Consider the following 22,350-nt stretch of genomic DNA (forward strand, 5'->3'; position numbering starts at 1 on the left):
TCCACCGCACGCCGGGCGCAGCCTGTAACCATCGGTTCAACGTTTCTTCCCCAAGGAGAGTCGTCATGTCAGAACAACCGCGTTACATGCTGGTCGCCTCACCCCTGATGGAAAACAACCCTGCCTTCGACCGTGCGGCGGCACTGGCCAAGGCGGCGGGCGCGGCCCTGCACATCGTGGCTTTCGATTACTTGGAAGGTCTGGCGACCGCCAGCATGGTCAACGAGCAAGCACTGGAACAGATGCGAATCGGCTATATCGAGCGTCATCGTCAGTGGCTCGAAGAACGGGCGCATTCGATGCGCAAGCTCGGGGTCACCGTCACCACGGAAGTGGTGTGGGTGGAACGACCCTTACAGGAAATCCTCATTCACCTCAAAGAACAGCCCATGGCGGCGCTGATCAAGGCGCTGGAGCCGGAATCGTTCCTGTCACGCTTGATGTTCACCCCGCTGGATATTCACCTGCTGCGCGAATGCCCGGTGCCGCTGCATTTCGTCAGCCATGTCGGGCATGCCCTGCCGCGCAAGATCCTGGCCGCCGTGGACCCGTTCCACCGTGACGGGCAGTACGCCGGCTTCAACGACCGGATCCTGCGCGAGGCCGCCCGACTGGCCAGCCTGTGCAATGCCGAACTCGATGTGCTGTATGCCCATGATCTGTCATCGATCAGCGCTAATGAATTCGGCTTCGACAATGCCTCGGCGTTCTTCTCCTCCAGCGCCGCCAAGTCCCTGTTCGATGCCCAGGCTGCGGCCTTTCGCGAACTGGCCGAGCGCAACGGGATTGCGGACGAACGTCAGCACATGGTCATGGGCAACCCGGCCAAGGTGCTCTGCAGCTACGCGAGCGGGTATGACATCGACATGATCGTCATGGGCCGCGTCGGCCATCGTGGCGCAGGCCGGCTGGTCGGCAGTACGGTAGAGCACCTGCTGTACAAGATTCCGTGCAGCGTATGGGTGGTGTCGCCGGAACAGCTGGCTGACTGAGCAGGCCTGGTCCTCAGGAGCGATTGCGCCCGCCCAGCATCCGGTCAAGGGTGTCGTCGCCGACCCAGTAATGATGGAACAGTCCGGCAGCGGCGTGCAGGCCGATCAGCCAGTAACCGGCATTGCCGATCAGCTCGTGCCAGTACTTGATCTGCTTGGCCAGGTCCGGATCGACCGCCACCGGCGCTGGCACATGAAAGCCGAAATACGGAAAAGGTTTGTCTCCGGCCGCGAGCATCAGCCAGGCCAGCACCGGGGTGGCGATCATCAGCCCATACAGGGCCAGGTGCATCAGGTGCGCGATTGCCGTCTGCCAGGCTGGCGGTTTCGGGGTGATCGGCGGACGCGGTGTCAGTCGGCCAAACAGGCGCACCCACACCAGGACGAAAATGCTCGCGCCGAACATCCCGTGCAATCCCATTAACAGGCCCCGCGCTTCGCTGCCTCGGGGCATGAAGCCTTTGATTTCAACGCAGGCATACACGCCGACGAACAGCGCCAGCATCAGCCAGTGCAAGGTGATCGACAGTTTTCCATAACGGGGTGCGGCCATGTCGCGGGTCATAGTTGCCTCGTGATTGTTGTGAGCGACGGCCGACTCGTTCGGCTGTCTCGATCCGGTTGCCGGGCGAACCGACGGCGTCACACTGCCGTGACAGTCTTAAGACAATCTGAAGATCCGTCGTTCGTTAACCTTTTTTCACCTTCAGACTTCGTTAAGAAATGGTCCGGATACTCCACTCAAACCTATTGAGGGAGGCGTTCAGCCCATGCCCGATTCTGACTGGAATATTCCCCTGCCCCTGCATTTTGGCCAAGGCGAAACACCGCAGATGCAACTGTCGAGCGCCAAACAGGGCGATGCTCAACGAGCGGCGTTCGAAGCGTTCATTCAACAACGCTTTCGCAAGGCCCACGGCGCCGATATCCGCCATTTCATGCCTGAACTGTTTGGTGTGCACAACGACTCCGGCGACTTGTGCGCAGTGGCCGGGGTACGTCGTGCGCACCTTGAACCGTTGTTCCTTGAACGCTACCTGGACGAGCCGATCGAGCCGTTGATCAGCGCAGCCGCCGAGCGTCCGGTGGAGCGCAGCGCGATTGTCGAAGTCGGCAACCTTGCGGCCAACGACACCGGCAGCGCACGCCTGAGCATCATTGCCATCACTTACCTGTTGGCCATGGGCGGTCTGGAATGGGTGACCTTCACCGGCAATATCGGACTGGTCAACAGCTTCCATCGCCTGGGTCTGAAACCCGTGACGCTGTGCGCCGCCGACCCCGAACGTCTGGGCGATGACCGTCACCACTGGGGCAGTTACTACGAAAGCAAACCCTGGGTGCACGTGGGCAATATCCGCGCCGGTTTCATCCATCTGCGCAACATCGGTCTGTTCAGCCGGCTGGGTTTGCCGACGTCTATCGAAGGAGCCTGCCATGTCGCTTGAACGGCAACGATTCCAGGAAACCCTGCGCAGCCATGCAGGGCGCAATGACAACGCTTTGGCATTGTGGGGCGACACCCTGAAAGTCAGTTACACGACGCTGTACGCCGAGGTGATGTACCGCCAGCAACGCTTGCGCGATGAAAACGTGAAGGTCATTGCCCTGGCACTGGATAACGGTGTCGAGGCCATACTCTGGGATCTGGCGGCGTTGTTTGAAGGCTTGACGTGCGTGACCCTGCCGCCGTTCTTCAGTCCGGCACAACGTGCCCATTGCCTGGAACAAAGCCAGGCCGAACGGGTGATCGCTGAACCGGAGTTGGAGAGCGAACTGCTCGCCGCCGGTTATGAACAACGCGGTGAATTCTGGTGCCGCACCTTTGAAGGCCCGAACCGCCTGCCCGCCGGTACCGCCAAACTGACGTTTACCTCCGGCACCACCGGTACACCGAAGGGCGTGTGCCTGAGCGCCGACAGTCTGCTGCGGGTCGCTCGGGAGCTGGAAGAGGCCAGCAAACCCACCGCTCCCCAGCATCACGTGGCTTTGCTGCCACTGGCGATCCTGCTGGAAAACCTTGGCTGTTACGCGGCGCTGTATGCCGGTGCGACGCTGAGCGTGCCGAGCCAGAGAACCCTGGGCATCCAGGGCGCCAGCGGCGTCGACCTGCCGCGCTTGCTCGGCTGTCTGGCCAGCCGGGCACCCGAGAGCCTGATCCTGGTGCCGCAATTGCTGCTGTTACTGGTCAGCGCTGCCGAACAGAAAGCCTTCGATCCGCAATCGCTGCGTTTTGCCGCCGTTGGTGGCGCACGGGTTTCCGAGGATCTGCTGCACCGCGCGCAACGGGTCGGCCTGCCGGTCTACGAAGGCTACGGCCTGTCCGAGTGCGCCTCGGTGGTTTGTCTCAACCGGCCCGGGGCTCGGCGTCCGGGGAGCGTCGGGCGGCCCCTGCCCCACGTCGACGTGCGCCTGGCCGAGGACGGAGAGGTACTGATCAAGGGATCGACGCTGCTCGGCTACCTTGGCGAACCAGCGTACAGCGATGAGTGGTGGCCCAGCGGCGATCTGGGGGAGTTCGACCCGGAAGGTTTTCTCTACCTCAAGGGCCGCAAGAAGCATCAGTTCGTCACCAGTTTCGGCCGCAACGTCAACCCGGAATGGGTCGAATCCGAACTGACCCAGCGTCAACACATCGCCCAGGCCTTTGTGTATGGCGAGGCCTTGCCGCATAACCACGCGCTGCTCTGGCCGCACCGTCCGGACTGCACCGATGCTCAGTTGGCGGCCGCCGTCGCCGCTGCCAACGAGGCCTTGCCCGATTACGCCCAGGTGCATCACTGGACACGTCTCAAACAACCTTTCACGGCCGCCAACGGCCTGCTCACCGCCAACGGTCGCCCGCGCCGCGAGGCAATCGTCGCGCAATACCGCGCCGTGCTTACCGAATCCGCCCTTTCCGAGGAATCCGCACCATGAGTTTTTTCGACGCCCTGCAAGAAGCCACCCACCAGGAACGCCACGAGCTGTTCAATCTGCCGATCATCCTCGATGCGCTGCAAGGCAAGGTCAGCCTTGAAAGCTATCGCGCGTTTCTCGCCCAGGCCTACTACCACGTGCGTCACACCGTCCCCTTGATGATGGCTTGCGGCGCGCGCCTGCCGACGCACCTTGAATGGCTGCGCAAAGCCGTGTGCGAATACATCGAAGACGAATACGGCCACGAGCAATGGGTGCTCAACGACATCGAGGCCTGTGGCGGTGACCGTAACGCGGTGCGTGATGGCCAGCCGTCGCTGCCGATCGAGCTGATGGTCAGTTTTCTTTACGACCTGATCGCCCGGGGCAATCCGGTGGGTCTGTTTGGCATGGTCAACGTGCTCGAGGGCACCAGCATCGCCCTGGCCACCCATGCGGCGGGCAGCATCCGCGAGCGTCTGGCCCTGCCGGAAACGGCGTTCAGCTACCTCAGTTCCCACGGTTCGCTGGACATCGAGCACATGCAAACCTATCGCCGGCTGATGAATCAGCTGGAAGATCCGGCCGACCAGGCGGCGGTGATCCATGCCTCGAAAGTCGTCTATCGGCTCTACACCGACATGTTCCGCGGCCTGCCCCGTGACGCGGAGGCTCAACATGCAGCTGCATGAAGCCCGTGTGGTGCTGACCGGTGCCAGCGGCGGCATCGGGATAGCGATCACGCGTGCCTTGTGCGCTGCCGGTGCGCAGGTCCTGGCGGTCGCGCGGCATCAGGAATCGCTGCGCCCGTTGCTTGACCTTTACCCGCAGAACCTGTGCTGGGTCGCCGCCGATCTGACGTTCCTCAGCGACCGGCGCAAGGTGTTGGCCGCCGCCGAGGCCATCGGCGGCATCAACCTGCTGATCAACGCCGCCGGGGTCAATCACTTCGCAATGCTGGAACAGCTCGACGACAGCGACATCAACGCCATGCTGGCGGTGAACATCAGTGCGCCAATCTGCCTGACCAAACTGTTGCTGCCGCTGCTCAAGCAGGCCGACAGTGCCATGGTGGTCAACGTTGGCTCGACCTACGGGTCGATTGGCTATCCCGGTTATGCCAGTTATTGCGCCACCAAGTTTGCCTTGCGCGGATTTTCCGAGGCCTTGCGCCGAGAGTTGGCGGATACCCGGGTCGGCGTGCTGTATGTCGCACCGCGGGCCACCCGCACCAGCATGAACAGCCCCGCAGCCCAGGCATTGAACGATGCACTTAAATCCAGCGTCGACGACCCGCAAGCCGTCGCCGCCGCCGTGATCCATGCGATTGCCGGCGATCGCCGCGACCTCTATCTGGGCTGGCCGGAGCGCTTTTTCGTACGCCTCAACAGCCTGCTGCCCAATCTGGTGGATCGCGGTCTGCGCAAGCAATTGCCGTTGATCCGTCGCCTGAGTGAAAAACCTGAAAACGAGACGCCGAAACCATGAAAAAACTTCTCGCCTGTGTGCTGCTGGGCGCCCTCAGTCAAAGTGTCTGGGCGCTGGACGCTGCCGATCAACAACGCCTCAACAGCATCCAGCAGAGCTGGGCGCACATCCAATACGAGACCCCGGAAAAACAGCGGGCCGCTGCGTTTGAACAGTTGGCCGCCCAGGCAACGCACTTCGCCACGGAACGTCCGGCCGTCGCCGAGGCCTGGATCTGGAAAGGCATCGTCACCAGCAGTTGGGCCGGTGCCGAGGGCGGGCTCGGGGCCCTGGGCAAAGCCAAGGACGCCAAAGCCGATCTGGAAAAATCCCTGACCCTCGACCCCAAGGCATTGCAGGGTTCGGCCTACACCAGCCTTGCCGCGCTGTACGACCGGGTACCGGGCTGGCCGATCGGGTTCGGCGACAGCGACAAGGCTGAACAACTGCTCAAACAAGCCCTGCAACTCAACCCCGAGGGAATCGACAGTCTGTACTTCTGGGGCGATCACCTTTACCGTCAAAAACGCTACGCTGAAGCCAAAGCAGCACTGCTCAAGGCCCTGCAAGCCGCTCCTCGCCCAGGCCGGGAAAGTGCCGATGCCGGACGCCGCAAAGAGATCGCAGCGTTGCTGGTGGACGTGAACAAGAAACTCGACTGACGGAGTCCGTGTGCGTTTATTACTGATCGAGGATGACGTGGCCCTCGGCGAGGGCATTCATCAGGCGCTGGGGCGCGAGGGCTACACCGTCGACTGGCTCAAGGACGGCAGCAGCGCCCTGCACGCCCTGCTCAGCGAAACCTTTGATCTGGCGGTGCTCGATCTCGGCCTGCCGCGCATGGATGGGCTCGAAGTCCTGCGTCGTCTGCGTGGCAGCGGTTCGAACCTGCCGGTGCTGATCCTCACCGCCCGCGATGCCACCGAAGACCGCATCGCGGGACTGGACGCCGGCGCCGACGACTACCTGATCAAGCCCTTCGACCTGGCCGAGCTCAAGGCCCGCCTGCGCGCCCTGCTGCGACGCAGTGCCGGTCGCGCGCAGATGCTGATCGAACATGCCGGCATCAGCCTCAACCCCGGCACCCAGCAAGTCAGCTATCTGGGCCAACCGGTGGTGCTCACGCCCAAGGAATATCAGTTGCTGCACGAACTGCTCTCCCCGCCGGGTCGGGTCATGACACGCGACCACCTGACACAACTGCTTTACGGCTGGAACGAAGAAGCCGAAAGCAACACGCTGGAAGTGCACATTCATCACCTGCGCAAGAAATTCTCCACTGACCTGATCCGCACCATTCGCGGCGTGGGTTATCTGGTGGAGGAGCGCCGATGACCTCGATCCGGCGCCGCACCCTGACCCTGATCATCGGCCTGATGCTCGCCGGTCTGACCGTGCTCAGCCTGTTCAATCTGCACGACAGCAACCACGAAATCGCCGAAGTCTACGACGCGCAACTGGCGCAGAACGCACGGTTGCTGCAAGGCGTGATGCGCATGCCGTTGCCGGGGCAGGAACACGCGGATCTTTATCGGGCGTTCAACTCGGCCCTGGCCGAAGCCGTGCCCAAAGGTGACGGCCATCCCTACGAAAGAAAACTCGCCTTTCAGGTCTGGAATGCCAAGGGCGAAATCCTGGTGCATACCGCCAGCGCGCCCTCCTTCAGCACACCGCCAATCCAGCCAGGCTTCAGCGATGTGGTGGATCTGAACAAGCGCCACTGGCGGGCTTTTGTCCTGGAAGACAAACAGAACGGTTTGCGCATCTGGGTGGGTGAACGCGGTGACGTGCGAGCGGACCTGGTTGACCGGATTGTCCGCCATACCCTGTGGCCGAACGTGATCGGCAGCCTGATCCTGGCGGCGATGATCTGGCTGGCCATTGGCTGGGGGCTCAAGCCCCTGGCCAACATGGCGGCGACCCTGCGCGCCCGCCACAGCGGCTCCCTCGAACCGCTGCAACTGACGCCGCTGCCCAGCGAACTGGAACCAATGCAGGCAGCGCTCAACCGCATGCTTGCGCAGATCCAGGAAGTGCTCGGTCGCGAGCGCCGGTTCATCGCCGACGCCGCCCACGAAATGCGCACACCACTGGCGGTACTGCGGGTGCATGCGCAAAACCTGCTGGAGGCCGGCACCGAACAGGAGCGTCGCGAGTCACTCGAATTTCTGATCGCCGGCGTGGATCGCACCAGCCGGCTGGTCAATCAGCTATTGACCATGGCCCGCCTCGAACCCAAGGCCAACGCGCCTGCCAAACAACGCATCGACCTTGGCGAAACCGTGCGCAACAGTCTGGTGCAACTCACGCCATGGTTGCTGAGCAAGCATCTGGAACTGGCCTTCGACGTCAACGACCAACCGTTCCCTGTGCTCGCCGATGCCGCCACCATCGACATTGCCCTGAACAACCTCATCACCAACGCCGCCAACTTCTCCCCGGAGCAAGGCGTGATCAGCGTGCAATTGACCAGGGCCGACGGGTTTTACCATTTGAGCGTTGAAGATCAGGGGCCGGGGATCGATGAAGCGGATCGGGCTCGACTGTTCGAGCGGTTCTACAGCCGGGGCAATCCCCAGGGTGCCGGGCTGGGACTGACCATCGTCAATACCATCGCTACGCGTCTGGGTGGGCGGATCACACTGGAAAACCGGGTCGAGGGCGGCTTGCGGGCGACGTTGTCGATTCCCGCCGGTTGAACAGGTCTTGCGAGCGTTGAGTCATGGCGCAACCATCGGCGGCGCCTTGCCTTGCAGGGCGATCGAGTCGGCATCGGAGCGCTGCACCGTCTCCGGCACTGCCAACCAGAGCAGCACCAGCGCCGCCATTGCCACCGCCGCCAGGGTCAGGAACGCAGCGCTGTAACCGGCCTCCTGAACCACAATCCCCGCCAGGCTGTTGCTCAATGCCGCACCCAGACCGAACACCGTTGAAATCGCCCCGAGGCTGACATTGAAATGTCCGGTGCCCAGCGTCAGGTCTTTCACCACCACCGGAAACAGCGCGCCGAAAATCCCCGCGCCGATGCCATCGAGCAACTGCACCGAAACCAGCCACCACGGATCATTCGACAGCACATACAACACGCCACGCAATGGCAGGATCAGAAACCCCGCCAGCAGCAACGGCTTGCGCCCCCACAGATCGGCCTTCGCACCCACCAGCAGCGCGACCGGCACCATCACCAGTTGTGCCGCGACGATGCAGGCGGACGTGAGTGGCGTGGCCATTTGCAGATTGGCCTGCGCCAGCTTCTGACTCACCAGCGGCAACATCGCCGCGTTCGCCAGATGAAACAGCGCACAACAAATCGCGAACATCAGCAACGGTCGGTTGGTGAGCAATACGGAAAAGCCCGAAGGCTGCTTGCCCTGCCCCGTTTCGCTGGGATTCAGGCCTCGGGCGAGATCGTGGTCAATCGCATCTGCCGACACAAAGGAGACGGCAATCACGCTGGCTAGCGCCATGACCGCCATCAGATAAAACACGGCGACCGGGCCAAACAGGTACGCTGACAAACCGGCCAACAACGCGGCGCAGGCGTTGCCGGCGTGATTGAAAGTTTCGTTGCGCCCGGTTCTTGGCGTGAAGGCACGAGGCCCGGTAATCCCGAGGGTGATCGCGCAAATGGCCGGCGCGAAAATCGAAGCGGCGACGGCACTGATGGCTTGCGTCACCGCCACCAGGCTGAACGACGTCACAAACGGCAGCAGCAGGCAGCTTGCGGTGACCACCAGCGCGGCAATCGCAATCAGCGACCGTTTGAAGCGCGTGCTGTCGACCAGCGCACCTGCCGGGGTCTGGGTGATGAGCGCGGCGATCCCGGCAAGGGTCATGACCAGACCAATACTCGCCGGCTCCCAGTGGTGAACCGCCAGCAGGTAAATCGCCAGATAAGGACCGAGCCCGTCACGCACATCGGCGAGGAAGAAATTCAGGCTGTCAAGGGACAGGTTGTTGCGGCGATCGAGGTGAGTGGCCACGGGTAACGTCTTCGTTGTCGAGGTTCTGCGAGATGACTCAACCTCCGCAAATCGAATGACCTTTTGCCAAGCGTTTTAGTTGCATGAAACAGCCGTCTTTACTGGCCCATCAACAACTCGCGCTCGCCTTCGCACAGCCCCACCACGTAATCCCAGACCACCCGCAACCGCACCGATTTGTGCAACTCGCGCCGCGTGCTGATCCAGTAGCTGCGCTCGATGCTCTCATCGGGCAACAGCGGCACCAGATCCGGGTCCGACGCCGCCATGTAACAAGGCAACACCGCAATCCCCAGCCCCGAGCGCGCGGCTTGTTGCTGGGCAATCACGCTGGTGCTGTGAAACACCACCCGAGGGTTGCGACAGAAGCTGTTGAGGAACATCAGCTCCTGACTGAACAGCAGATCATCGACATAGCCGATCCACGCATGCCGGCCGAGATCTTCGCGACTGCGCAGCGGCGGTGCGTTGTCGAGATAGGCGCGGCTGGCATAAAGCGCGAGTCGGTAGTCGGTGAGTTTGCGGGTGACCAGCATGTCCGCCGCCGGTCGTTCAAGGTGAATGCTGATTTCCGCCTCGCGGTTGAGGATGCTGACGAAGCGCGGCACCGCCACCAGTTCCACTTCCAGTCCCGGGTAGCGTTCGAACAACCCGATCATGCGGCTGGCGAGAAACATGATGCCCAGGCCTTCGGTGACCCCGACGCGGATCTTGCCCAGCGGCGCCGTCGATTGGGTGATTTCTTCCTGAGCCAGCAGCGCGACGTTTTCCATGGCTTCGGCGTGTTTGAGCAGCGCCTCCCCCGCCGGAGTCATTTCGTAGCCTTGGGCGTGCTGGACGAACAGCGCGGTGCCGAGGCTTTTTTCGATGGCCTCGATGTGCCGGGCCACGGTGGCGTGAGTGGTGTTCAGGCGGCGGGCGGCAGTGAGCAAGCGCCCGCTGCGTTGCAACTCGAGAAAGAACCGCAGGTCGTTCCAGTCGAACATGGCTTGTCCTTGTCGGCTATCGTCAGGAAGCGCTGTTTGAAAACGCACAGCGGCTGCGCAAAAACTAACATTCTTTTGACGAAAGCTAACAACTAGGATGACCGACAACAAAAACAATAAGCGAGGTCAGGGAATGCAGACTTCCCTCGATGAATTCGACTACATCGTGGTCGGCGCCGGGCCGGCCGGGTGTTTGCTGGCCAATCGGCTGTCGGCCGATCCACAGCAGCGCGTGCTGTTGCTGGAAGCCGGCGGGCGCGACAACTACCCGTGGATTCACATCCCCGTGGGTTACCTGTTCTGCATCGGCAACCCGCGCACCGACTGGTGCTTCAAGACCGAAGAACAACCGGGTCTCAACGGCCGCGCGCTGAGTTATCCGCGCGGCAAGGTGCTGGGCGGCTGTTCGTCGATCAACGGCATGATCTACATGCGTGGCCAGGCCAACGACTATGACGGCTGGGCTGCCGAGGGCAATCCGGGCTGGGCCTGGAATGACGTGCTGCCGCTGTTCAAGCAGAGCGAAAACCACTTTGCCGGCGCGGCGGACTTTCATGGCGACAAGGGTGAGTGGCGAGTCGAACGCCAGCGCCTGTCGTGGCCGATTCTCGATGCCTTCCGCAGTGCTGCCGAGCAGAGCGGCATCGCCAGCATCGATGACTTCAACCAGGGCGACAACGAGGGTTGCGGCTACTTTCAGGTCAATCAGAAGGCCGGGGTGCGCTGGAATGCGGCGAAGGCGTTTCTGAAGCCGATTCGCGATCGGGCCAATCTCACGGTGTTGACCGACATCGAGGTGGATCGAGTGCTGTTCGAGGACGGTCGCGCCTCGAAAGTCAGTGCCCGGTGGCAGGGTCAGCAAAAGAGCTTCAAGGCGCGCAAGGAGATCGTGTTGTGCGCCGGCTCCGTGGGCTCGCCAAGCATTCTGCAACGCTCCGGAATCGGCCCGCGCCTGCTACTGGAAAAGCTCGGCATCGGCGTGGTGCATGAGCTGCCGGGCGTCGGCGGCAATCTGCAGGATCACCTGCAACTGCGCCTGATCTACAAGCTGGAAAACGCCCGCACCCTCAACCAGATCGCCGGCAGTGTGTGGGGCAAGATGGGCATGGGCCTGCGTTATCTGTATGACCGCAGCGGGCCGTTGTCGATGGCGCCGAGTCAGTTGGGCGCGTTTGCCCGCTCGGGGCCGGAACAGACCTCCGCCAATCTCGAATATCACGTTCAGCCGCTGTCGCTGGAGCGCTTTGGCGAACCGTTGCACAGCTTCCCGGCGTTCACCGCATCGGTGTGTGATTTACGGCCGCAGAGCCGGGGCCGGGTCGAGATCCGTTCCGCCGATCCGCAAGCAGCGCCGCTGATCCAGCCCAATTACCTCAGCCATCCCGAAGACCTGCGCGTGGCCGCCGATGCGATTCGCCTGACCCGGCGCATCGTCAGCGCCCCGGCCCTGCAAGCTTTCAACCCGGTGGAGTACCTGCCAGGCGCCAGCCTGCAGACCGAAGAACAATTGCACGAAGCGGCGGCGAAGATCGGCACAACGATTTTCCATCCGGTCGGCACCTGCCGCATGGGCAACGATGCGGACGCGGTGGTCGACGCACAGTTGCGCGTGCACGGCGTACCGGGGCTGCGGATTGCCGATGCGTCGATCATGCCGCGCATTACCTCGGGCAACACCTGTTCGCCTACGCTGATGATTGCCGAGAAAGCGGCACAGCTGATTCTCAACCCAGCAACTGTAAACACAACCCCTGTGGGAGCTGGCTTGCCAGCGATGACGGAGTGACATTCAACAATCATGTCGGCTGATTAACCGCCATTGCCAGCAGGCTGGCTCCCACAAGGGGCATATTTGATTCAAGGACATCGCGCATCACCCGGACACGCAACACCAGTGGAAACAACAAAAACAATCACTGTGAGGGATACCGATATGTCAGAACACGTTCAGCCACTGGATGCCGTGCGCAGCACGGACGCCAGCCCCGATACCCGAAAGGTCATCTTCGCCTCGTCCCTGGGGACGGTGTTCGAGTGGTATGACTTCTTTCTCTACGGCGCCCTGGCGGCGGTCATCAGCAAGCAGTTCTTCGCCGGGGTCAACGACACCACCGCGTTCATCTTCGCGCTGATGGCATTTGCCGCAGGCTTCATCGTGCGGCCGTTCGGGGCGCTGGTGTTTGGTCGGTTGGGGGACATGATCGGGCGCAAATACACGTTCCTGGCGACCATCATCCTGATGGGTGTAGCGACGTTCGCCGTGGGCCTGCTGCCGACCTACGCCAGCATCGGCATCGCCGCGCCGATCATTCTGGTGATACTGCGCATGCTGCAGGGTCTGGCCCTCGGCGGCGAATACGGCGGCGCCGCGACTTACGTGGCGGAACACGCGCCCATCGGCAAACGTGGTTTCCATACGAGCTGGATTCAATCCACCGCAACCCTCGGTCTGCTGCTGTCATTGCTGGTGGTGCTGGGTTGCCGCTACTTCACCGGCGATCAATTCGAAGTCTGGGGCTGGCGCATTCCGTTCCTGCTGTCGATCGTGCTGCTGGGCATCTCCACCTGGATTCGCCTGAGCCTGCACGAGTCGCCGGCCTATCTGAAGATGAAAGAGGAAGGCAAGGCCAGCAAGGCGCCGATCCGCGAATCCTTCGGCAAATGGGAAAACCTCAAGGTCGTGCTGATCGCCCTGTTCAGTATCAACGCCGGGCAAGCGGTGACCTTCTACGCCGCGCAGTTCTACGTGCTGTTCTTCCTCACCCAGTTCCTGAAAATGGACCCGGCGGTGGCCAACAGTCTGCTGATCATCAGCGTGGTGATCGGCGCGCCGTTCTTCATCATTTTCGGCTGGCTGTCGGACAAGGTAGGGCGCAAACCGGTACTGATGCTCGGCCTGTTGCTGGCCACGGCGCTGTACTTCCCGATCTTCAAATCCCTGGCCCACTACGCCAACCCGGCCATCGACCACGCCAGCCGTCAGGCACCGATCACCGTGGTGGCTGACCCGGCGACCTGCACCTTCCAGTTCGATCCGGTGGGCAAGGCCAAATTCGACAGCCCGTGCGACAAGGTCAAGACCTTCCTGGTCAAGCAAGGCCTGCCCTACTCCAGCGTCGCCGCCCCAGCGGGCAGCACGGTGCAAGTGAGCGTCGGCGATGTGAAACTCGACGGCTTCGACGAAGCAGCCTTACGCGGCGCCATCACCCTCGCCGGTTATCCGCAACAGGCTGACCTGCAGCAGATCAACAAACCGATGATCGTGGCCCTGATCGTCGGCCTGATCATCATCTCGGCCATGTGCTACGGCCCGCTCGCGGCGCTGATGGTCGAACTGTTCCCGACCCGCATCCGCTACACCTCGATGTCCCTGCCGTACCACATCGGCAACGGCTGGTTCGGTGGTTTCCTGCCGACCGTGTCCTTTGCGCTGGTGGTGTACACCGGGGATATCTTCTACGGGCTGTGGTACCCGGTGCTGATTACCGGGGTGAGCCTGGTGGTGGGGATGATCTGTCTGCGTGAGACAAAGAATATCGATCTGGACAAGAACTGATTGATAGACGTGTGGCGGGGGCGCAATGCCCTCGCCACCCTGCGAAATCTCAGACCTCCGCTTCCAGCAACTCAAACTTCACCTGATCGGGATAAAACGCCACATAGTCCTTGATCTGGCTCACCGAAATCTTCGGATTTTCGTACGTCCACACCGCATTCGCCCCTTCATGCCCCGGCACTTGCAGACTGAAATAGTTGGCATCGCCCTTGTACGGGCAGTAAGTGGTGTGATCGGTGCGGGCGAAGTATTTTTCGTCGATATCCTCGCGCGGGATGTAGTAGACCGGCGGGTAATTGGCTTCGAGCAGCACCAGCGCTCGGGCCGAGGCGGCGACCTGTATGCCGTGGAATTTCACAAGCAGGCAGCCTGGTTGCTCGGCGATGGTGATAACGGGACTGGGACCGGACGTTTTCATCGGTTTCTCCTGACGGCGGCGAAGGCACCGGTTCAGGTATAACCCATGCGGGGGACACTCGTCGGGTTCGCAGCCGAACGGTTTTTCTTCGACCAGATATGACCGCCGCTTGCGGAGGCGGCGGTTTCTGGTTTCATATCACGCGCAAAACGGCCAAAACGCTCACCGACAGGAGTCATCATGCGTAAGGATTACCTGGCTTTCTTCATCTCGCTGTTCCTGTCGCGGCTGGCGGATCAGATCCTGTTGTTCATCGTGCCGCTGGTGGTGTTCCAGACCACCAACAGCGCGTCCTGGGCGGGGCTCGCATTTTTCGTCGAGTCGCTGCCGCGTTTTCTCGCGTTTCCACTGTGTGGGGCCCTGTGCGACAAGTTCTCGCCCATCAGGATTCTGCACATCAGTCAGGTCTACCGGGCGCTGCTCTGCGTGTTGGCGGTTGGGCTTTATGCCGTCTTCGGCGGTATCGCGTGGCTTGTGGTGCTGTCTGCGCTGTGCGGCGTGCTGACTACTCAGGGCATCATGGCCCGCGAAGTGCTGATGCCGCATATTTTCCAGCACTACAGCTACACCAAAACCCTTTCCTACTCGCAGATAGCCGACCAGACCGGACTGGTTCTGGGACCCTTGGTGGCGGCATTGCTGCTGGAGGTTTCGGCCTGGCACTGGGTGGTGCTGTGGGTGGCCGGGCTGTTCCTGCTGGCCGACCTGAGCATGCTGGTGTGGCAACGTTTCAGTCGTATCACCCTCGAGGTGTTTGAGCAGCATCAGGACATCTGGCTGCAGCCTCTGCGCATCGCGTTCAGGCATATACGCGAACTGGCGGAGCTGAAAAAGATCATCACCCTGGCGATCGGGGTCAACCTGATTGTCGGGGTCACCCTGGCCACTTCGGCGGCCATGGTGCTCGGTCAATACAGCGCCGGCAAGGACGACTACGCCGTGCTGCAAGCGGCTGGCGCGGTGACCACCATCGTGATTCTGTTTTTCCTCGCCCGGGTGGTATTGCCGTTGCGCGTATTGGGTGGCGTTGCCTGTTCGATGCTCGCCGCCGGCGCCTTCATCAGCGCCCTGAGCCCGAACCTGGCGGGTTATGTGCTGGGTTTCCTGTTGATCGTCGGCTTCGACAAGATGTTCAACGTTTACATGCGCAGCATTCGCCAGCGAGTCATTCCCCCTCAGGACTTCGGCAAGACCGTGGGCGTGATCACCCTGCTCAACAACTTGTCACAACCGCTCGCGGGACTGCTTGTTGCGCTGCTCGCCGCGCCTTTGGGGGCACAACGTGTGATCCTGATCCTGGCTGTGCTGGCGACGCTGCTGGGCGTTGCAGCTCTCTGGTGGTTTGCCAGAGTACGTAATACATCCGCCGCTTCGATCCTCGAAACCGAGCAGTAACCGATTTCAATGTCGTAGAGCGATGTCCGAAAACAAAAAAACCGCAGCCTGCGAAGGACTGCGGTTTTTTCGTTTCAGATTTTCCGTTTTCAGATCAGGCGACGATATCGGTCGCCACAGCCTGCCCCACCACACCCACGGCGAAATCCACCGAACCCTGGCCTGTCAGGTCGATCATCAGGCTGGTCTGGTTGGTCTGTTCGAAGTAAGTGAGGATCGCATCGCCCGCGTGGCCGGTGAAGCCGCTGACGAAGTTCAGCGTGGCTACGCCGGTGGCGAACCCGGCGATGCCCGACAGGTCGATCTTGTCCAGGCCACTGGTGAAATCCATGATCCAGTCCGGCGCAGTCATGGTCGAGTCGCTGGCCGCACCGAACACGAAGGTGTCCGCGCCCTCACCGCCCCACAACGAATCACCGCCGCCACCGCCGTAAATGATGTCGTTGCCGGCACCGCCGATCAGGTCGTTGGCCGCCGCGTTGCCGATCAGCAGGTCATTGCCCGAACCGCCAATGGCGTTTTCCACGGTCACGCCGTGGGCGATGGACACGTTGCCCACCAGACCGCCGACGTCGGAGAACGAACCTTCGTTGAGGTTGATCTTCTGGTTCTGGCTGAAGCCGGAGAAATCCAGGGTGTCGTTACCACCGCCATCCCACACCGAGAACACCACTTTCGAGGTGTTCGAGGTTGCGCTGTAGAAATCGCGATCGGCGTTGGAGTTGAAGCCGTACACGGTGTTGTCGGCACGGGTTTCGAAGTTGGCGCCGTAGAGTTTCTGCACCGCGACGATGTCGTCCATCAACGGTGCCGAGGCGTAGGCACCGCTGCCGTCCTTGCTGAAGTTCTGGTCGGTGTTGGCTTCACTCCAGTAGCTCATCAGGCTGTAGCCACGGGTGTCTTCGGCGTACTTGGCGTCACCGTAGGTCGGGTTGCCATTGCCGGCGTTGTAGGCGCCCGGGTGCGACAGGCCGAGGGTGTGGCCGATTTCGTGGGTCAGGGTCTGACGCCCGTAGTTGTTGGTGTCCGGGGTCTTGTTGACCTGGTACTGATCGTTGATCAGGTACCACGATTGGCCGTCGTAGCTGCTGCCCTGCGGCAGGTAGGCGAACGCCGCGCCGCCGGTGCTGACGTCGTAGTTGCCGAAGGTCATGTGGCCGTCACCGCCCTTGCCTTCGGTGAAAGTCACGTTGGCTACGTCCGACCACGATTGCATCGCCAGCACGGCCTGGGCTTTCTGCTGGGCGCTGAACTCGCTGAAGTTGCCGAGTTTCGGGTTGTAATTCGACGGTTTGTCGGTCAGGAACGTGTAGGTCAGATCAATCTTGCCGTCGGCATTCTTGTCCTGCCACGACATGCCCTTGCGCAGGATTTCGTCGGCGGCCTGGTCGGCGGTGAACGACGGCTTGCCGTTGACTGTCCCGGTGCCACGGTCATACAGGTGGCTGAAGGTGTCGACGGCGGTGAAGGCGCTGCTGGCCTGGGAGGAAGGTTGAGACATGGTGTACGTCCTTGTTTCTGAAGAGTCAGTGTCAGACAGAAAAACGGCGATCTTCTGGCGAGATCGTCCTGTCACTCGCCTTGTCAGGCAGATTGAACCTGCCACAGCCGCCAACGGGGGCGCTAATCAATTTCTCGATAGCGTCCCGGATTGCCCCGACGTGGCTGTCATGACCGGCAATCTTTTTATCTGTATATCCATACAGATAAAAGTTGCCCGAATGCCCGAGTCAGGCCATCCTGTGCGCCTCTTCGGGCAATAATCGACGACGGTGGTTATGCGGCTGTACCTCTGTGAAAAACCCTCCCAGGCCAAAGACATTGCGGCCGTGCTCGGCGCAAAGCGTCGGGGCGACGGCTGCTGGCTGGGAACGGACGTCACGGTGACCTGGTGCATCGGCCACTTGCTGGAAACCGCGCCGCCGGATGCCTACGACGCCAAATACAAGCGCTGGGTACTGGCCGATCTGCCGATCATCCCGGACAAATGGAAGATGACCGTCAAGCCGCGGACCGCCAGCCAGTACAAGGCAGTCAAGCGCCTGCTCGGCGAGGCCAGCGAGTTGATCATCGCCACCGACGCCGACCGTGAGGGCGAGATGATCGCCCGGGAGCTGGTCGAGCACTGTCGCTATCGCGGGCCGATCCGCCGCTTGTGGCTCTCGGCGCTGGACGAGGCGTCGATTCGCAAGGCGTTGGCAGCACTCAAACCGGGCGCCGAAACCTTCAGCCTGTACCACTCGGCATTGGGGCGCTCGCGGGCAGACTGGCTGATCGGGATGAACATGAGTCGTCTGTTCACCCTCCTCGGCCGGCAATCAGGCTATCAAGGCGTGCTGCCGGTGGGCCGGGTGCAGACGCCGACCTTGCGACTGGTGGTGGATCGCGACCGCAGCATCGCCGATTTCGTGCCGGTCGCGTACTGGGCCATCGATGTGCAACTGCTGCAGAACGGCACGCCGTTCACGGCGCAATGGCGTGCGCCAAACGATGCCTGTGACGATCAGGACCGCTGCCTCAATCAGGCCCTCGCCCAGCAAGCGGCCGCCGCAATCAGCAGCGCTGCCAGCGCCCGGGTGATCAAGCTGCGCACCGAACGCATGCGCGAAATGGCGCCCCTGCCCTTCGATCTGGGCACCTTGCAGGAAGTCTGCTCGAAGAAGCTCGGCCTCGGTGCCCAGGAAACCCTCGACATCGCCCAGGCCCTCTACGAAACCTACAAAGTCATCACCTACCCGCGCAGCGATTGCGGCTACCTGCCCCTGAGCCAGCACAGCGAGGCACCGGGAATTCTTGCGGCGCTGCGTCAGGCCGACCCGAGCCTGGAAGCGCTGCGCGAACATCTGGAGCCGCAGCGTCGCTCCCGCGCCTGGAACGACGCCAAGGTCAGCGCTCACCACGGCATCATTCCGACCGCTGCCGCGAAAAATCTGGAGCGCCTGACCGGCAAGCACCGCGCGGTCTACACGCTGATTCGCGCGCGGTATCTGGCGCAGTTCCTGCCCAATCACGAATACGACCGCACCCAGGCCGATTTCGATTGCGCCGGGGAAGCCTTGCGCGCTGTCGGCAAACAGATCATCGAGCTGGGCTGGAAACGCGCGTTGCCCGAAGCGCTGGCCCCGGCCAAGGGCCGTGAAGCCCCCGCGCCACAGACTTTGCCCACGCTGACCCAAGGCGCCGAATGCGCCGTGGCGGACGTGAAGCTCAAGGATCTGTGGACGCAACCGCCCAAACCCTACACCGAAGGTGATCTGATCAAGGCGATGAAGAACGTCGCCAAACTGGTGGAGGATCCGCTGCTCAAGCAGAAACTCAAGGACACCACCGGCATCGGCACCGAAGCTACCCGCGCGTCGATCATTCAAGGGTTGCTGGATCGCGGCTATCTGGTGAAAAACGGCAAGGCGCTGTCCGCCACGCCCGCCGCGTTCAGCCTGATCGACGCCGTTCCGCGCGCGATTGCCGACCCCGGCACCACAGCGATCTGGGAGCAGGCGCTGGACATGGTGCAGAGCGGCGAGATGAGTCTTGAAGAGTTCGTTACCAAACAGGCCGCGTGGATGAGTAAGCAAGTCACCCGATGCGCCGGGCTGAGTCTGACCATCAGCGGCCCGCCACCTGCCGGCAAGGCCGCTGCGCCATGGAAGAACAAACGCAAGTCCACTCGGCGCAAAACCACCGGTACCAGTAAACGCTCAGCGAAACCAGCGGCCAAATAGCCCGTTGCACGCTACTGTTTCAGCAGTGATGGTCAGGAGGCAGCGGCATGTCTGTCATCGAACTGCGTGTCGCACGGCGCGACGAACTGGACACCCTCGAAAACCTGATGCAGTTCTACACCTATGATTTCAGCGAGTGGCTGCCGCTGAAGCTGGGCGGGCATGGGTTCTTCCCGATCCAGTTGAAAGACGATTACTGGCGACAGCCAGCGACCCGGCCATTCCTGATCCACGTCGACGGCGAACTGGCGGGGTTCGTGACCGTGGATGACCACCGCCTCATTGAAGGCGCCGACTACAACATCGGCTATTTCTTCGTCAGCCGGCGCTGGCGTGGCCAAGGCGTCGCGCAGTTTGTCGCCTCTGCCCTCTTGAGCCACCTGCCCGGTCGATGGCAGATTTTCCATGTCGATGCCAACCTGCCTGCACAGCGGTTCTGGGCCCGGCTCATCCCCGAGCTGAGCGGCGGCGACTTTACCCGCCAGACCAGAACCGTGGACGGCTATCCCTGCACGTTCTACTGCCTGCGCAGCCTTTCTCCCGCTGCCTGAAGACCTCTTTTTTCATTCCAGAATGACTTTGTCCGACAATATGTAGTGAGCAAAAATAATCACTACAAAACCGTTGACGGCGTCGTTTGGCTTTTGCATGATGCAGACGTCTCCCCGATCGGGAGCACTGGCAACACGCTTGAGCAAGCTCGTCTGACCGCCGAGCTGTTTTTTCCGGATACACGCTGCCCACAAGGCAGATTGAAGAAGCTGACCTGGCCTGAACGTCCAGTACAAGGACGAGAAGCGCTGGCGAAAATTCTCAAGACGCTTGTGGTCGACCCTGAAAACGTCGTCAAGGAGCCTCCCGGTTTTCGCTGCTTCTCCTCGTTGTGACGCTATTGCGTAGCAGTTATTCAACACGACTACATGCAACAGACGCATGTCCCCGTACTTCACACGGGCGACCGCTGACGTCCTGGTTTCGGTGCCAGGGATCAACTAACCGATGGGCTACCTGTATTAGCGAATCAACTTTGAAAGATCACCAGACTGGTCAAGGGGCAATATCATGAATCTGAACAATCAACCTACTATCGAAGAACTGGCTCGTATGTTCGCTGCGCAAAAAGACAGCCACGACAGCCATATTCTGTGGATCAGCAAGTCGGGTCAGGTCCATATCGACTGCCTGTCGCCCCATGCTGGTGAAGAAGAGTTCGACCGGAACAACCAGAACCTGCTGGCCCGCCTGAAGATGTACCGCCGCGGCCACGGCTATGTCGGCAAGAAAGCCGCGGCCGACAAGGACTTCATCGGTAATGTTCTGCAGACGCTGAAACAGGCGTGGGACTCGATGCAGAACAACAACGAAGTTCGGGTGATTGATCGGTTCTGCTAAGTTAAAACTTCAATAAAAAAAGGGCCTGCTTTGAAAACGAAGCAGGCCCTTTTTATTGCTCGCAAAAAACTCATGAACGAGTTTCCAGCACCAGCTTCATGAACGCTTCAGCCGCCGCACTATGATAGTTGTTCTTGCGCCGCAACAACGCCGCTCCCCGCTGCGGCGCCTCGCTCTCGACACGCAACCGACGCAGTGCCCGGTTCTCGGTCGCAATCGCCTCCGGCAACATGGTCGCAATCGGCGCATGTCGGATCACTTCCAGCAACGTACTCACCGAGTTCACCTCGATCTGCACCTTGGGCGTGATGCCGTGCTGGCGGAAGTACTCATCAATCGACAAGCGCGTGAAGAAGTCTGGCGCCAGCAAGGCGAAATCCAGCTGCGCGATGTCATCCGGGGTCAACACCGATGAGCTGTCGTACAGCGGATGCTCGCGCCCGACCATCACCCCCAACGTCTCGACAAATGCCGGAATGCATTCAATGTCCGGATTGCGCACCGGCGTGAAGGCAATCGCGATATCCAGCGAGTCATCCGCCAGCCCGGCCTCGATGTCGTCCATCGACAACTCGAAAATCTCCAGGTGAATCCCCGGATACCGCGCCACGTAATCGCGCACCAGCGGCCCGACCAGATACGCCATGAACGTCGGGGTCATGGCCAGGCGCAGTGAGCCTCGGGACAGATCCTTCACGTCATGCAACGCACGCTTGCCCGCCTCCAGCTCCACCAGCACCCGTCGCGCGCATTCGATATAGGCCTGGCCGGCATCAGTCGGTTTCACCGAGCGCGAGGTGCGGTCGAACAGATCCACCCCGAGGCTTTCTTCCAGTTGGCGGATCTGTTGCGACAGGGTCGGCTGGGACACGTGCAGCGCCTCGGCCGCCCGGGTGAAGCCCCCGTGATCGGCCACGGCCAGCAGGTATCGCAAATGTCGCAGCAGCATGAGACGCTCCATCTATAGGCAGTGCTTATGCCTGGCATTGTATATCGGTCTTGGACGCTATGGATCAATCGGCAGAAGATGAATCCCACACAGCAAGCCAACCCCGAAAGGAGAAGCACCATGCAATCCCAAGCCTACAACGACAGCCGCATCGCCCTGACCACCCGCACCCTGGATGCCAAGGCACAGAAGAACCTGTCGTGGCAGGATCTGGCCGACGGCACCGGCCTGAGCCTGGCCTACGTCACCGCCGCCCTCCTCGGCCAGCATCCACTGCCGAAAGCCGCGGCCGAAGTGGTCGGCGACAAGCTTGAGCTGAGCGCCGAAGACGTCGCCGCCCTGCAAATAATCCCGCTGCGCGGCAGCCTCGACGGTGTGCCGACCGACCCGACCATCTACCGCTTCCACGAGATGATCCAGATCTACGGCACCACCCTGAAGGCGCTGGTTCACGAGCAGTTCGGCGACGGCATCATCAGCGCGATCAACTTCAAGCTCGACATCAAGAAAGTCGAAGACCCTGAAGGCGGCTCCCGCGCCGTGGTCACCCTCGACGGCAAGTTCCTTCCGCTGCGTCCGTTCTGAACCCTCC

At 61.5% G+C, this 22,350-nt stretch carries 22 protein-coding genes; 15 read left to right on the forward strand and 7 right to left on the reverse strand.

The features are described 5' to 3' along the window. Nucleotides 1–65 precede the first annotated feature (65 nt). Nucleotides 66–992: a universal stress protein gene (locus CAF77_RS07140; RefSeq protein WP_085654232.1), complete on the forward strand. Its 927-nt coding sequence runs from the start codon at nt 66–68 to the stop codon at nt 990–992. A gap of 13 nt (nt 993–1,005) precedes the next feature. On the opposite strand, the gene CAF77_RS07145 is transcribed toward CAF77_RS07140, so the two are convergent. Then, nucleotides 1,006–1,557: a cytochrome b gene (locus CAF77_RS07145; RefSeq protein ID WP_064379480.1), complete on the reverse strand. Its 552-nt coding sequence runs from the start codon at nt 1,555–1,557 to the stop codon at nt 1,006–1,008. 205 nt (nt 1,558–1,762) lie between these two features. Between CAF77_RS07145 and CAF77_RS07150 the strand changes: the two genes are divergently transcribed. From CAF77_RS07150 to CAF77_RS07180, 7 genes are read left to right on the forward strand one after another with little or no spacing between them, the layout of a single operon-like run. Continuing rightward, the gene (locus tag CAF77_RS07150) at nt 1,763–2,440 is read left to right on the forward strand and encodes a thermostable hemolysin (protein ID WP_085654233.1); all 678 of its coding nucleotides are present in this window, start codon (nt 1,763–1,765) and stop codon (nt 2,438–2,440) included. Beyond that, nucleotides 2,430–3,911 (forward strand): AMP-binding protein, encoded by a 1,482-nt coding sequence (locus CAF77_RS07155; protein ID WP_085654234.1) that lies wholly within the window; start codon nt 2,430–2,432, stop codon nt 3,909–3,911. Before CAF77_RS07150 ends, CAF77_RS07155 begins: the two co-directional genes overlap by 11 nt. After that, entirely contained in the window at nt 3,908–4,582 is a 675-nt protein-coding gene (locus CAF77_RS07160; protein ID WP_064379485.1) for a TenA family transcriptional regulator, read from the forward strand. The genes CAF77_RS07155 and CAF77_RS07160 overlap by 4 nt, the downstream gene beginning before the upstream one ends. Continuing rightward, on the forward strand, nt 4,569–5,378 hold the full coding sequence (locus tag CAF77_RS07165) for an SDR family oxidoreductase (RefSeq protein ID WP_064379487.1): 810 nt from the start codon (nt 4,569–4,571) through the stop codon (nt 5,376–5,378). Before CAF77_RS07160 ends, CAF77_RS07165 begins: the two co-directional genes overlap by 14 nt. Continuing rightward, on the forward strand, nt 5,375–6,019 hold the full coding sequence (locus CAF77_RS07170) for a tetratricopeptide repeat protein (protein ID WP_011334725.1): 645 nt from the start codon (nt 5,375–5,377) through the stop codon (nt 6,017–6,019). Before CAF77_RS07165 ends, CAF77_RS07170 begins: the two co-directional genes overlap by 4 nt. Before the next feature lie 10 nt (nt 6,020–6,029). Next, the gene (locus CAF77_RS07175; RefSeq protein WP_064379489.1) at nt 6,030–6,692 is read left to right on the forward strand and encodes a response regulator; all 663 of its coding nucleotides are present in this window, start codon (nt 6,030–6,032) and stop codon (nt 6,690–6,692) included. Further along, a complete protein-coding gene (locus CAF77_RS07180; protein WP_085654235.1) occupies nt 6,689–8,056 on the forward strand; it encodes an ATP-binding protein in 1,368 nt (455 codons plus the stop codon). The genes CAF77_RS07175 and CAF77_RS07180 overlap by 4 nt, the downstream gene beginning before the upstream one ends. Nucleotides 8,057–8,077: 21 nt before the next feature. Here the strand turns inward: CAF77_RS07180 and CAF77_RS07185 are convergent, their stop codons facing one another. Both CAF77_RS07185 and CAF77_RS07190 read right to left on the reverse strand, forming a co-directional pair. Next, the gene (locus CAF77_RS07185) at nt 8,078–9,340 is read right to left on the reverse strand and encodes an MFS transporter (protein WP_085654236.1); all 1,263 of its coding nucleotides are present in this window, start codon (nt 9,338–9,340) and stop codon (nt 8,078–8,080) included. 98 nt (nt 9,341–9,438) lie between these two features. Beyond that, a complete protein-coding gene (locus CAF77_RS07190) occupies nt 9,439–10,326 on the reverse strand; it encodes a LysR family transcriptional regulator (RefSeq protein WP_064379494.1) in 888 nt (295 codons plus the stop codon). Between the two features lie 133 nt (nt 10,327–10,459). Here CAF77_RS07190 and CAF77_RS07195 point away from each other — a divergent pair, with 133 nt between their 5' ends. After that, entirely contained in the window at nt 10,460–12,112 is a 1,653-nt protein-coding gene (locus CAF77_RS07195; protein WP_085654237.1) for a GMC family oxidoreductase, read from the forward strand. A gap of 147 nt (nt 12,113–12,259) precedes the next feature. Then, nucleotides 12,260–13,882, forward strand: coding sequence for an MFS transporter (locus CAF77_RS07200; protein WP_085654238.1), 1,623 nt, complete (start codon nt 12,260–12,262; stop codon nt 13,880–13,882). 49 nt (nt 13,883–13,931) lie between these two features. Here CAF77_RS07200 and CAF77_RS07205 read toward each other — a convergent pair whose 3' ends face one another. Continuing rightward, nucleotides 13,932–14,300, reverse strand: a complete 369-nt coding sequence (locus tag CAF77_RS07205; protein ID WP_064379499.1) for a DUF427 domain-containing protein — start codon at nt 14,298–14,300, stop codon at nt 13,932–13,934. A 180-nt stretch (nt 14,301–14,480) separates the two neighbouring features. Here CAF77_RS07205 and CAF77_RS07210 point away from each other — a divergent pair, with 180 nt between their 5' ends. After that, entirely contained in the window at nt 14,481–15,695 is a 1,215-nt protein-coding gene (locus CAF77_RS07210) for an MFS transporter (protein WP_064379501.1), read from the forward strand. Nucleotides 15,696–15,789: 94 nt separating this feature from the next. On the opposite strand, the gene CAF77_RS07215 is transcribed toward CAF77_RS07210, so the two are convergent. After that, a complete protein-coding gene (locus CAF77_RS07215) occupies nt 15,790–17,196 on the reverse strand; it encodes a serralysin family metalloprotease (RefSeq protein WP_064379503.1) in 1,407 nt (468 codons plus the stop codon). A 277-nt stretch (nt 17,197–17,473) separates the two neighbouring features. Here CAF77_RS07215 and CAF77_RS07225 point away from each other — a divergent pair, with 277 nt between their 5' ends. Next, on the forward strand, nt 17,474–19,417 hold the full coding sequence (locus CAF77_RS07225) for a DNA topoisomerase III (protein WP_085654239.1): 1,944 nt from the start codon (nt 17,474–17,476) through the stop codon (nt 19,415–19,417). A 47-nt stretch (nt 19,418–19,464) separates the two neighbouring features. Beyond that, nucleotides 19,465–19,968 (forward strand): GNAT family N-acetyltransferase, encoded by a 504-nt coding sequence (locus CAF77_RS07230; protein WP_085654240.1) that lies wholly within the window; start codon nt 19,465–19,467, stop codon nt 19,966–19,968. 12 nt (nt 19,969–19,980) lie between these two features. Here CAF77_RS07230 and CAF77_RS07235 read toward each other — a convergent pair whose 3' ends face one another. Then, nucleotides 19,981–20,352, reverse strand: a complete 372-nt coding sequence (locus CAF77_RS07235) for a hypothetical protein (protein ID WP_085654241.1) — start codon at nt 20,350–20,352, stop codon at nt 19,981–19,983. 127 nt (nt 20,353–20,479) lie between these two features. On the opposite strand from CAF77_RS07235, the gene CAF77_RS07240 reads away from it, so the two are divergent. Then, the gene (locus CAF77_RS07240) at nt 20,480–20,809 is read left to right on the forward strand and encodes a hypothetical protein (RefSeq protein WP_011334739.1); all 330 of its coding nucleotides are present in this window, start codon (nt 20,480–20,482) and stop codon (nt 20,807–20,809) included. A gap of 70 nt (nt 20,810–20,879) precedes the next feature. On the opposite strand, the gene cynR is transcribed toward CAF77_RS07240, so the two are convergent. Continuing rightward, entirely contained in the window at nt 20,880–21,758 is an 879-nt protein-coding gene (gene cynR, locus CAF77_RS07245; protein ID WP_064379513.1) for a transcriptional regulator CynR, read from the reverse strand. A 120-nt stretch (nt 21,759–21,878) separates the two neighbouring features. Here cynR and cynS point away from each other — a divergent pair, with 120 nt between their 5' ends. After that, on the forward strand, nt 21,879–22,343 hold the full coding sequence (cynS, locus tag CAF77_RS07250; protein WP_085654242.1) for a cyanase: 465 nt from the start codon (nt 21,879–21,881) through the stop codon (nt 22,341–22,343). Nucleotides 22,344–22,350 lie beyond the last annotated feature (7 nt).

Source organism: Pseudomonas sp. R15(2017) (assembly GCF_002112685.1).
Lineage (GTDB): Bacteria > Pseudomonadota > Gammaproteobacteria > Pseudomonadales > Pseudomonadaceae > Aquipseudomonas > Aquipseudomonas glycinae.